10 protein-coding genes and 1 pseudogene are annotated in these 11422 nt (G+C 61.4%); all 11 read right to left on the minus strand.

What is annotated here, in order from left to right; genetic code table 11:
* Positions 1–127: 127 nt before the first annotated feature.
* Positions 128–1402, minus strand: coding sequence for an ATP-dependent Clp protease ATP-binding subunit ClpX (clpX, locus tag BEK68_RS01745; RefSeq protein ID WP_012435851.1), 1275 nt, complete (start codon positions 1400–1402; stop codon positions 128–130).
* A 197-nt stretch (positions 1403–1599) separates the two neighbouring features.
* Positions 1600–2247 carry an ATP-dependent Clp endopeptidase proteolytic subunit ClpP gene (gene clpP / locus BEK68_RS01750; RefSeq protein WP_004627017.1) on the minus strand — a complete coding sequence of 216 codons (648 nt, stop codon included), beginning with the start codon at positions 2245–2247 and terminating at the stop codon, positions 1600–1602.
* A 41-nt stretch (positions 2248–2288) separates the two neighbouring features.
* Entirely contained in the window at positions 2289–3632 is a 1344-nt protein-coding gene (gene tig, locus BEK68_RS01755) for a trigger factor (protein ID WP_012435852.1), read from the minus strand.
* A 245-nt stretch (positions 3633–3877) separates the two neighbouring features.
* Complete coding sequence (mnmC, locus tag BEK68_RS01760; protein ID WP_012435853.1) at positions 3878–5896, minus strand: bifunctional tRNA (5-methylaminomethyl-2-thiouridine)(34)-methyltransferase MnmD/FAD-dependent 5-carboxymethylaminomethyl-2-thiouridine(34) oxidoreductase MnmC; 2019 nt, start codon at positions 5894–5896, stop codon at positions 3878–3880.
* A gap of 294 nt (positions 5897–6190) precedes the next feature.
* Positions 6191–6385, minus strand: a complete 195-nt coding sequence (locus BEK68_RS01765) for a hypothetical protein (protein WP_012435854.1) — start codon at positions 6383–6385, stop codon at positions 6191–6193.
* A 217-nt stretch (positions 6386–6602) separates the two neighbouring features.
* Positions 6603–7028 carry a GNAT family N-acetyltransferase gene (locus BEK68_RS01770; RefSeq protein WP_012435855.1) on the minus strand — a complete coding sequence of 142 codons (426 nt, stop codon included), beginning with the start codon at positions 7026–7028 and terminating at the stop codon, positions 6603–6605.
* 7 nt (positions 7029–7035) lie between these two features.
* Positions 7036–7464, minus strand: a complete 429-nt coding sequence (gene cyoD, locus BEK68_RS01775) for a cytochrome o ubiquinol oxidase subunit IV (RefSeq protein ID WP_012435856.1) — start codon at positions 7462–7464, stop codon at positions 7036–7038.
* Positions 7461–8126 (minus strand): cytochrome o ubiquinol oxidase subunit III, encoded by a 666-nt coding sequence (gene cyoC, locus BEK68_RS01780; protein WP_004627023.1) that lies wholly within the window; start codon positions 8124–8126, stop codon positions 7461–7463. Before cyoC ends, cyoD begins: the two co-directional genes overlap by 4 nt.
* A complete protein-coding gene (gene cyoB / locus BEK68_RS01785) occupies positions 8119–10122 on the minus strand; it encodes a cytochrome o ubiquinol oxidase subunit I (protein ID WP_012435857.1) in 2004 nt (667 codons plus the stop codon). The genes cyoC and cyoB overlap by 8 nt, the downstream gene beginning before the upstream one ends.
* A 103-nt stretch (positions 10123–10225) precedes the next feature.
* A complete protein-coding gene (cyoA, locus tag BEK68_RS01790; protein WP_065851541.1) occupies positions 10226–11101 on the minus strand; it encodes a ubiquinol oxidase subunit II in 876 nt (291 codons plus the stop codon).
* 65 nt (positions 11102–11166) lie between these two features.
* Positions 11167–11422, minus strand: a pseudogene (locus BEK68_RS01795) (IS256 family transposase); the annotation flags it as partial.

Below are 11422 nucleotides of genomic sequence, written 5' to 3' on the forward strand. Positions count from 1 at the left end.
CGGCGGTTTTACAAGACCGCTGCTGCAAGTCGCATGCCGACCCGGTTTCCCGAAGCAAAAAAGCCGCTCGCGAGCGAACGGCTTCCTGCAGGGGATGCATACGGCGCATCCCGGCCGGGCATTCGCGTCAGTTGGAACCTGCAACCTTGGGTTGCTCTTCGTAAATCAGCAAGGGCTTGCCTTCGTCAGAGATCGTACTTTCATCGATCACCACCTTTTGCACACCCTTGTGGTTGGGGAGGTCATACATCACATCCATCAAAGCGTGCTCAACGATGGAACGCAGACCGCGCGCCCCCGTCTTGCGCTTGATCGCCTTGCGGGCAATTGCCGTCAGCCCGCTCGGACGAATCTCCAGCTCCACCCCTTCCATTGCCAGCAGCTTCTGGTACTGCTTGACGATTGCGTTCTTGGGTTCGACCAGGATTTCCATCAAGGCAGCCTCGTCGAGCTTGGCCAGCGTCGCCACCACGGGCAGACGGCCGATCAACTCGGGAATCAGACCGAACTTGATGAGATCTTCCGGCTCCACTTGCGGCAGAACTTCGCTGACGTCGCGCTCTTCCTTGCTCTGCACCTCCGCGCCGAAGCCGATACCGGTCTTGTCGGAGCGCTGCATGATGATCTTTTCCAGACCATCGAACGCGCCGCCGCAGATGAACAAGATGTTGGTCGTATCAACTTGTAGGAAGTCCTGGTTTGGATGCTTGCGGCCACCTTGCGGAGGCACCGACGCCATCGTCCCTTCCACCAGCTTCAGCAGCGCCTGTTGCACGCCTTCGCCAGAAACGTCCCGGGTGATGGAAGGGTTGTCAGACTTGCGCGAAATCTTGTCGATCTCGTCGATGTAGACGATGCCGCGTTGGGCTTTGTCCACCTCGTAATTGCAGTTCTGCAGCAACTTCTGAATGATGTTTTCGACATCCTCGCCGACGTAGCCGGCTTCGGTCAACGTGGTGGCGTCGGCGATGACGAACGGGACGTTCAACAGACGCGCCAGCGTTTGAGCAAGCAGGGTCTTGCCCGAGCCAGTCGGCCCGATGAGCAGGATATTGCTCTTCGACAGCTCGACATCGTCCTTCTTGCCGAGGTGCTTCAAACGCTTGTAATGGTTGTAGACCGCGACCGCCAGGATCTTCTTGGCCTGCTCCTGACCGATCACATATTGGTCCAGGCTTTGGCGGATTTCATGCGGTGTGGGCAGATCGGACTTGACCGCCAGACCACCTTCCTTTTCGGAGATGGCGGCTTCGTCCCGGATGATCTCGTTGCACAGGTCGATACATTCATCGCAGATGAAGACCGAGGGGCCGGCAATCAGTTTTTTGACCTCATGCTGGCTCTTGCCGCAAAACGAGCAGTACAGCAGCTTTTCGCCAGTCGAGCCTTTCTTGTCCGCCATAACGATTACCAGTAGTTCTTGGCAGCATCATACGCCAAATTATCTGGCGACGATCCGCAGGTGTTGTTCGAAGCAAAAACGAGGCGCGAGGCCTCGTTTTTGACACCGCTTGACATGTTTCGTGCGGTTAACCGGGGTGCCGTAGAATGCACCGGCAACCTCGCCTACCGCGCACATCGGCGCACGACTTCGACACTTCAACGCTTGGCGATGACCTGGTCGATCAGGCCGTACTCCTTGGCCTGCTCGCTACTCATGAAGTTGTCGCGATCCGTATCGCGGGCGATCTTGTCGACGGGCTGACCCGTTACCTCCGAAAGCACCGTGTTCAGGCGCTCGCGCAGATACAGAATCTCGCGCGCCTGGATCTCGATATCCGAGGCCTGGCCCCGAGCACCGCCCAGCGGCTGGTGAATCATGATGCGCGAGTTCGGCAGCGCCAGACGCTTGCCCTTGGCACCGGCCGCGAGCAGGAACGCGCCCATGCTGGCCGCCATGCCCATGCACAGCGTCGACACGTCGGGCTTGATGAACTGCATCGTGTCGTACATCGCCAGGCCGGACGAAACCGAACCACCCGGGGAATTGATGTACAGCGAGATGTCCTTGTCCGGATTCTCGCTTTCCAAAAACAGCAACTGTGCCACCACGAGGTTGGCAGTCTGGTCGTTGACCTCGCCCACCATGAAGATCACTCGTTCCTTGAGCAGGCGCGAGTAGATATCGTAGGCGCGCTCGCCGCGGCCCGACTGCTCGACCACCATCGGCACCAGACCGAGCCCCTGCGTTTCGAGCGCGGAAGCCTGGGTGCGGGCAAGTTGGTCGATCAGTTCATTGCGGATCATGCGGTTCTCCGGTGCTTATTTCGGGAGCTATATCGATCGAATCAGCCTTGCGCCGGCGTGGCAGTCAGCTCTTCGAACGACACGGCCTTGTCAGTGACTTTGGCCTTGTCGCACACAAAATTTACCACGTTGTTTTCGAGCACGTAGGCTTCCATCTCGGCCAGGCGCTGTTGGTCGCCGTAGTACCAGCGGATGACTTCCTTCGGATCTTCGTAGCTCTTGGCGAACTCTTCGATCTCGGCCTTGATCTGCTCCGGCTTTGCTTCCAGGCCGTTGGCCTTCACGACTTCGGCCAGCACCAGGCCCAGCTTCACGCGGCGCTCAGCTTGCTGCGTGAACATCTCGGCCGGGATCGGCATGTTCTTGGCGTTCGGCATGCCGCGCGATTCGAGGTCACGGCGAGCCATTTCAACCAGGCGCTCTTGGTCTTGCTCGACCAGCGACTTCGGCACATCCAGCTCTGCCACCTTCAGCAGCGCTTCCATGACTTGGTCCTTGAGCAGCGCGTGCGTGCGGCGCTTGACTTCACGCTCGAGGTTCTCGCGGATATCGGCGCGCATCTTGTCCAGGTTGCCGTCGGCGATGCCCAGCGATTGGGCAAACGCTTCGTTGACTTCCGGCAGGTGCGCCCACTCGACTTGCTTGAGCGTGACGGTGAATTCAGCCGTCTTACCCGCGACATCCTTGCCGTGGTAGTCCTCGGGGAATGCCAGCGGGAATTTCTTCGACTCGCCTTGCTTCAGGCCCAGCGTGGCTTGCTCGAACTCGGGCAACATGCGGCCTTCGCCCAGCACGAAGCTAAAACCTTCAGCCTTGCCACCGGCAAATTCCACACCGTCAATCGTGCCGACGAAATCGACCGTCACGCGGTCGCCGTCCTGGGCAACGGCTGCACCGCCGTCACCATGCTCGCCGGCTTCGCCGCGCGGGTGGTAGTGCACGCGTTGCTTGCGCAGGATGTCGAGGGTCTTGTCGATCTCGGCATCGGTGATTTCGGTCTTGGTGCGGGTCAGTTCCGCGCTGGCCAGATCGCCGAGCTTGACTTCCGGATACACCTCGAAGGTGGCGTCGAACGCGACCTGGTCATCGGCCACGCCTTCGGTCTTCAGCTCGAAGCGCGGTTGGCCGGCAACCTTCACGCCTTGTTCGTTGGTGATGTCAAAGAACTGACGGGCGGCCTTGTCGTAGCGCACCTCGAATTCGACCTGTTGGCCGTATTGCTTCTCGACCATCTTCATCGGGACCTTGCCCGGGCGGAAGCCGGACATCTTGACGGTCTTGGACAGACGCGCCAGACGGCTTTGCTTCTCTTGCTCCACTTCGGCCTTCGGGACAGCCAGGGTCACTTTGCGATCAAGCTTGCCGAGGTTTTCGATAGTCGACATGGTCGTAATTCCAGATTCAGAAGATGGTTGCGTCGAACGGCGCAGCGCCAGCAGCAGCCGTGGTTCAAAGTTCTTGGTCTTGCCGGGCTTGCAGGAATGCGGCGCGAAGGCTGCACTGATTGCACAATGCACGGCACAACGGACGCGTTCAGGCTGGCAAACGCAAAACGCATATTATGGCATGGAACGTTCGCCGGCCCTGTTTTTTTGGGTCGGAACGCTTGGAAAACCCTTCAAACGGCGCGTTAATCCAGAGGTTCCGCAGCTTCGCTTTCCGCGGGTGCGGCGCCCTGCTCCTGCGTGCGTCGAAGCTGCAATGCGCGCAGGATGAAGCGGCCGGGATCAAGCGCTGCAGCCAGGTCCGATTCAAGCGGCAGCGGACCACCGTCGATCTGGGCCGCCAGCAACTCCGCACCCAGTACCGACCAGGTGAGGCCCCGCGAGCCATACGCAAGTGCGGCATACAGCCCGGCGAGGCGAGGCAGCTGCGCATGCGGACCGCGCAAACGAAAGCCCGGCGCCAAGGCCGCCGCCTCATCCACCAGCGGGCCGATCAACGGCAGCCGATTGGCTGACACGCACCGCACACCGACGTAGCCCTGCAGTTGCGCAGGGTCCAGCTTCGCCAGTGCACCCAATTGCTGAGGCTGCAACCCAGACAGTCGCCGGAGATTGCCCGCGTGATCGGCCACGCGCTCGGTCAGATCGGCTTCACCGGGCTGGAACGACGAGCCCGTGCGCACCGTTTTCGCGCCCGGCTCGGTGGGCAGCAAGTAGCCATCGCCGCAGACGACGGCCTTCGGCCACGCGGCGCCCGCTTCCAAACTGGTGATGGGCACGTCGGTGAGTTGACCGCGAACGGGCTTGAGCGACGCGGATGTCAGCGCAGCCAGGCGCGTAGCGCCAAGACCGTTGGCGAGGATGACGACCGGCGCGCTCGCGATCACATCGCCCTGCGCATCGAGGACCTGCCATTGATCGCCGTCTTGGCGCAGCGATTCGACGTGCGTACCCCAACGTGTGTCGATTGCAGCGCCTGCAGCGGCCAGATTGGCACGGCAAACATCAGGCGGCGCAACCCAGCCCGCTTGCGCAAACCACCAGCCGCCCTGCGGCACGCTGGCACCGACGCGCTTGGCGGCGGCGTCCACATTGAGCCAATCGATGTAGTCGACCGGGTAGCCGAGCGCCCGCACGATGCGTTGCTGTTCAGTGGCGTCGCCCACGTGTTCGGCGAGTTGGAGCACGCCGGTGGGCTGGAAACCTGTGGCGAAGCCGGCGCGATCGAGTGCATCCCAATGGCGGCGTGCAAGCAGGTTGCCGGCGCGCGATAGGCGCGAGAGCACGCTGTCGTCGATGGATACATGCGGATGCATGGCCGCAGCACGGTGCGCCGACGTGCCGTGTGCGGGGCCATCGTTTGCGTCGATGAGCGTGATGCGCCAGCCGCGCGACGCGAGCCGTTCCGCAACCGAGCAGCCCGCGAGCCCGGCGCCAAGCACGATGGCGTGACGCTGGCTCCAGACAGGCGCTTCAGCCGGCCCACGCCGTGTGCGCCAATGGGTCGGAAATTGCGCGACGGTCATGTCGCGCTTGGTTCCGAAACCGTGCGCCTTGTGCGCCTCGAAGCCGGCCTCCTGCAAGCCGCGCCGCACGAATCCTGCGGCGGTGTACGTGGCCAATGTCGCGCCGGCGCGAGCGACCCGCGCGAGCTGCCTGAACACGCGCGGCTGCCACAGATCGGGGTTCTTGGCGGGAGAAAAACCGTCGAGATAGAACGCGTCGGCAGCGCACGACAGTTGCGGCAGCATCTCCATCGCATCACCGAAAAACAGCATCAGCGTAACGCGGCCGCCGTCGAACGCCAGTCGATGCACGCCGGGCACCGGCACCGGCCATGATTGACGGAGCGTCTCGGCCAGCGGAGCCAGCGCACCGATTGTCGGATGCACGATCGACAAGCCTGCGCGATCGAACGGATGCTTCTCGATCGAGACGAAATCGAGCCGTGCACAACGCTGTGGATCGTCGCGCCATGCAGCCCAGGTGGCCAGGAAATTCAAGCCCTGGCCGAAGCCGGTTTCGACAATGGTGAAGGTGCGTTTGCCTTGCCACGCGCCCGGCAAGCGGTTACCGCCCAGGAAAACGTGAATCGCCTGGGCCAGACCGCCTTCGGAGCTGTGATAGACGTCGTCGTATTGCGCGGAGAACGGCGTGCCGTCCGACGTGAGCTGAGGCGTGGCGAGAACGAGGCCGCGTGGCATGGAACACCCTGGGAAGAAGCAGCGAATTGTAACGCCGCCCTTCCCCTGCGCTTTGATCTGAAGCAGTCCGCTTGCCGTCTTCAGGCTGGATGCCGGACCGACCCGACTGTCCATGCGCACGGTCATCGAATGCTCGGTCATTGTGGCCGGATAACCGCGCGGCTCGTCCAATCCATCCCGTCTTTACTGCGTCGCGGTACACGCGTGAGGGCGTCGGTCAACACCACTGCCGCATCTTATGAATGGGAATTCAGAATGGAGCGCCAAGAATGGGCGTGGCGCAGCCAGACGGCCTCAAGCCACATCATCTGCAGACCGGCGCCGCCAAGCCATGAGTGCAACCGCCAGCGCCGCCACTGACAGGCCGATTGCCAGCCCAGTCAGCCGCCCCGCGCGACGGGCCTCATCAGCTTGCTGGCGCGCTTCGATGGCCTGGCGCACGGTTTCCCAGAAGGCCTCGCGGTGCTCGTTTTCGTCGAAGATGGACATGGCATGCCTCCCCGTTATGCATGACTTGTCTTGCCATCGTAGGGAACGTGCGCCAGATGTGCCACCGCGCGTTGCGCGTAGGACGCGGGGTTCCATACGCTGAAGAAGGCTCGTGCTGTCATTACGACGCACGGGCGATACAGAGGCGGTCGCCAGCCGCTTTCTGGAATACCTCGAAGCCGCTGCGCAGGAGAACGTGAAACCTTGACGGCTTAACTCACAGCGCTTTACTGAGGAAGACCCGGCTCGTACCGGGCGGATCGCAGGGTACCTCTCCGAACCGCACCCAGCCGTTGCGTTCGTAAAACCATGGCGCCTGAAAGCTGATCGTATAGACCACCGCCGAGCGACAACCGCGTCGGCGCCCTTCTTCTTCAAACCTGCGCAACACCTCGGTGCCAATACCCATGCCGCGTAACGTCTTGGGCAGATGGAACAGATCAAGAAACAGCAGCCCCAGCGATGTTCGTCCGCTTGCGCCGCCAACCACGTCGCCGCTCTGCGGATCGCGGGCCAGCACCGCAAGCGGTTGCCGGTCGCGGTAGCCGACGTGCTGATCGTTAAAGTGATTCAGTCCGTTGCCAATGATCTGGACCGATTCGTCATCCGCTTCGTCGGTGACGATGATTTCTGGGGCTTCCATGCAGGCCCTACTGTGTTCGGGCCGGCAGGATGGCGGGAGCGGACTGCGGGGGCGGCCGCATGTGCGGCATCATGTTCGTATTCAGGTGGTACATCACCCAGAGCGAACCGCTGAGCGTGATGACCACCAGCACCAGTGTGAACATCAACGACAGCATGTTCCAGCCGCCTTCGGATTTGGCGTTCATGTGCAGGAAGTAAATCATGTGCACTACGATCTGCACCGCGCCGATGAGCAGGATCGTCACCGCCGTGGTCGATGATCTGTCGAAGACGTTCGCCATCACCAGCCAGAACGGAATCGCCGTCAGGAAGACGGACAGCACGAAACCCGTCAGGTAACCGCCCAGCGTGGCGTGCGGTCCGATCTCTTCTTCGTGGTGATGCCCATCGTGGGCATCGCCGTGGCCGGCCATCGTTTGATCTTGCGCGCTCATGGCAGCGTTCCCATCAGGTAGACGAAGGTAAAGACGCCGATCCAGACAACGTCCAGAAAGTGCCAGAACATCGACAGGCACATCAGGCGACGCTTGTTGGCCGTAATCAAACCGTGCTTCGACACCTGCACCATCAGCACGATAAGCCAGATCAGGCCAAACGTCACGTGCAGCCCGTGCGTGCCGACCAGTGAGAAGAACGAAGTCAGGAATGCACTCCGTGTGGGCCCGGCACCCTCGTGGATCAGATGCGCGAATTCATAGAGTTCCACCGCCAGGAATGCGGCACCGAAGACCCACGTGATGGCCAGCCAGATCTGCATGGCCGAGACCTTGTTCTGCTGCAACTGCAGCATCGCAAAGCCGTACGTAATAGACGACAGCAGCAGGAAGGACGTGTTCAACGCCACCAGCGGCAGCTCGAAGAGTTCCGCCCCCGTGGGGCCGCCTGCGTATTCGCGGCCCAGCACGCCATAGGCGGCAAACAGGCACGCGAAGATCAGGCAATCGCTCATCAGGTACAGCCAGAACCCGAGCAGCGTGCCGTTTGGCACGTGCGGTTCTTCGGTGACGTGGAACTGGTAGCCGCCCGGCGGTACGTCATCCGCCGTGGTAGTACCCGTGGGGCCGGTCACATGCAGGGATGCGGTCGTTTCAGCCATGGCCTGCCATCAGTTGCGTGCGCGATGCTTCGGTGCGGATCACCTCTTCCGCCGGAATGTAGTAGTCGCGCTTGTAGTTGAAGGTATGAATGATCGCCGAGAGGATCGTGGCCGCGAACGACACGATGGCCAGCCACCAGATATGCCAGATCAGCGCAAAGCCGCACAGCGTCGAGAGCCCCGCCAGCACGATGCCGGCAGCGGTGCCCTTGGGCATGTGAATCGGCTTGAAGCCTTCCTGCGGCCGCCGGTAGCCGTACTGCTTCATCTGCCACCAGGCGTCGGCGTCATGTACGAGCGGCGTCATTGCGAAGTTGTACTGCGGCGGCGGCGACGAAGTGGACCATTCCAACGTGCGGCCGTTCCACGGGTCGCCGGTCGTGTCGCGCAGTTCTTCCCGACGGAGGAAGCTGACCACCAGCTGGATCAGGAAGCAGGCAATGCCGATGGCGATCAGCAAGGCGCCCAATGCGGCAATCTGGAACCAGATCTGCAAGGACGGATCGTCGAAATGGTTCATGCGGCGTGTGACCCCAAGCATGCCCAGCCAGTACAACGGCATGAACGCGATGTAGAAGCCGACAAACCAGAACCAGAACGACGCCTTGCCCCACGACGACACGAGGCGGTAGCCAAACGCCTTGGGGAACCAGTACGTAATGCCGGCCATGAGGCCAAACAACACGCCGCCGATGATCACGTTATGAAAATGCGCGATCAGGAACAGGCTGTTGTGCAGCGAGAAATCCGCCGGCGGCACCGCCAACAACACGCCTGTCATGCCGCCAATGACAAACGTCACCATGAACCCGATCGTCCACAGCATGGGCGGCTCGAAGCGGATCTTGCCGTGGTACATCGTGAACAGCCAATTGAAGATCTTGGCGCCTGTCGGGATCGAGATGATCATCGTCGTGATCCCGAAGAACGAGTTGACGCTGGCGCCGGAGCCCATGGTGAAGAAGTGGTGGAGCCAGACGAGGTACGACAGCACGGTAATCACGACCGTGGCGTACACCATCGATGCGTAGCCGAACAGGCGCTTGCGTGAATACGTGGCCACCACTTCCGAGAAGATGCCGAACGCGGGCAGCACCAGGATGTAGACCTCGGGGTGGCCCCAGATCCAGATCAGGTTCACATACATCATCGCGCTACCGCCCTGCTCGACCGTAAAGAAATGGGTGCCAAGGTAACGGTCCAGGGCAAGCAGCGTCACTGCGGCCGTCAACACCGGAAAGGCGGCAACGATCAGCGTGTTCGTGCACAGCGCCGTCCAGGTGAAGATCGGCATGCGCATCAACGTCATGCCGGGCGCGCGCATCTTGACGATGGTGACCAGCAAGTTGATGCCCGATAGCACGGTACCAACCCCCGCTATCTGCAATGCCCATATGTAGTAGTCGACGCCCACATCTGGGCTTGCAAGGATGCCCGACAGCGGCGGATACGCCAGCCATCCGGTACGTGCGAACTCGCCCACGAACAGCGACATCATCACCAGGATGGCGCCGCCGGTGGTCATCCAGAAACTGAAGTTGTTGAGGAACGGGAAGGCCACGTCGCGCGCGCCGATCTGCAGCGGCATGACAAAGTTCATGAGCCCGGTCACCAGCGGCATGGCGACGAAGAAGATCATGATCACACCGTGCGCGGTGAATATCTGGTCGTAGTGGTGCGGCGGCAGGTAGCCCAGGTTGTCGCCGAAGGCCACCGCCTGCTGTATCCGCATCATGACGGCATCGGCAAAGCCGCGCAGCAGCATCACGATGCCCAGCACGACGTACATGATGCCGATCTTCTTGTGGTCGATGCTGGTGAACCATTCACGCCAGAGGTAGCCCCAGAGGCGGAAGTACGTCAGCGCACCGACCAGCACGAGGCCGACCAGCGCGACGACCGCGAAGGTGGCGAGCAGGATCGGCTCGTGATACGGAATGGCCTCCCACGTCAGGCGGCCAAAAATCATGTTGGCGAGTTCAGAACGCTCGGGCATGGATGTCACCTGTGCCTGTATTGACCAATTCTGGCCGATCAATGTTGGCGAACAACATCAACGGGGCGGAAAGAGCTGAAAAGCCGAACGGGCAAGGCCCGGCCTACCGCAACAACCTTCGACCGTCGTTGATGGCCGCATCCGGCGCAAACATGGGCATGGCATCGGCCGTATTGCTGGCGGTACAGATTTCCGCCGACGGGTCGAAGCGCCTCACGTTGCGGTTGCTCGCCATGGTGTCGGCCAGGCATGCCTGGCCATCCACACAGCGGTTCAGGATGCGGTCATAGAGGTCCGGCGCCACGCTGGCGTAACGCTGCACCGGTTCGCTCTCGCTGGGCTTGGCCAGCTTCAGATAGGTGTCCTTCGACAGCGACGTGCCCGACGACTTGACCTGCTGGACCCACCGGTCGAACTCGTCGTTCGACAGTCCGTGGAATTTGAACCGCATGTGCGAGAAGCCCGCGCCGCTGTAGTTGGAAGAGAGCCCGTCATAGACGCCAGGCCGGTTGATCACCGCATGAAGCTTGGTTTCCATGCCCGGCATGGCATAGACCATGCCCGCCAGAGAAGGCACGAAGAACGCGTTCATGACCGTGGTCGCTGTGATCCGGAACGCGATGGGCCGGTCGACCGGGGCGGCCAGCTCGTTGACGGTGGCAATGCCCTGCTCGGGATAGACGAACAGCCACTTCCAGTCCATTGCCACCACCTCAACGGTAAGCGGCTTGGTCTCGGCGGGCACCGGACGGTCCTGATCCAGCCGCGTCAGCGGCCGATACGGATCGAGTTGATGGGTGCTAACCCAGGTGACGGCGCCCAGCGTGATGATGATCAGGAGCGGCGCGGCCCAGATGGCCAGCTCCAGCACGGTGGAATGATCCCAATCGGGGTTGTAGTGCGCGTTCTCAGCGCTCTCCCGATACCGCCATGCAAACAACAGGGTCAGAACGATCACCGGGACGATGATCAGCAACATCAGACATGTCGCGATGATGAGCTAACGTCAAGAGTGGTGTATGAACAATTTGATGGCGGTCGATTTCAAGCGGCGATTTTCTGCTGAGCCGGTCGATCGTCTTGCACCGGTTCGCCGTCCTTGAAGGCAACTCCTTCGAGCAACAGCTTGATCTTTTCGGGGCCGTTGATACGGCGCCAGGTTTTCTCGGCTTCCTCGATCAGCTTGAATGCCAGTCCGAGGAAGGTTGGTCGCGATACGCAGTTACGCGTGCGCGTCGTACGGTGGCGCACCGTCGCGAACGTCGATTCAATCGCGTTGGTCGTGCGCAGATGCTGCCAG

This window comes from Ralstonia pickettii (assembly GCF_001699815.1).
Taxonomy (GTDB): domain Bacteria; phylum Pseudomonadota; class Gammaproteobacteria; order Burkholderiales; family Burkholderiaceae; genus Ralstonia; species Ralstonia thomasii.

What these genes read in the sequence shown, in the direction of transcription:
- clpX (WP_012435851.1), bottom strand. Translation starts at nt 1,402, where the DNA reads ATGGCGGACAAGAAAGGCTCGACTGGCGAAAAGCTGCTGTACTGCTCG.
- clpP (WP_004627017.1), bottom strand. Translation starts at nt 2,247, where the DNA reads ATGATCCGCAATGAACTGATCGACCAACTTGCCCGCACCCAGGCTTCC.
- BEK68_RS01765 (WP_012435854.1), bottom strand. Translation starts at nt 6,385, where the DNA reads ATGTCCATCTTCGACGAAAACGAGCACCGCGAGGCCTTCTGGGAAACC.
- cyoC (WP_004627023.1), bottom strand. Translation starts at nt 8,126, where the DNA reads ATGGCTGAAACGACCGCATCCCTGCATGTGACCGGCCCCACGGGTACT.
- cyoB (WP_012435857.1), bottom strand. Translation starts at nt 10,122, where the DNA reads ATGCCCGAGCGTTCTGAACTCGCCAACATGATTTTTGGCCGCCTGACG.
- BEK68_RS01770 (WP_012435855.1), bottom strand. Translation starts at nt 7,028, where the DNA reads ATGGAAGCCCCAGAAATCATCGTCACCGACGAAGCGGATGACGAATCG.
- cyoA (WP_065851541.1), bottom strand. Translation starts at nt 11,101, where the DNA reads ATGTTGCTGATCATCGTCCCGGTGATCGTTCTGACCCTGTTGTTTGCA.
- cyoD (WP_012435856.1), bottom strand. Translation starts at nt 7,464, where the DNA reads ATGAGCGCGCAAGATCAAACGATGGCCGGCCACGGCGATGCCCACGAT.
- tig (WP_012435852.1), bottom strand. Translation starts at nt 3,632, where the DNA reads ATGTCGACTATCGAAAACCTCGGCAAGCTTGATCGCAAAGTGACCCTG.
- mnmC (WP_012435853.1), bottom strand. Translation starts at nt 5,896, where the DNA reads ATGCCACGCGGCCTCGTTCTCGCCACGCCTCAGCTCACGTCGGACGGC.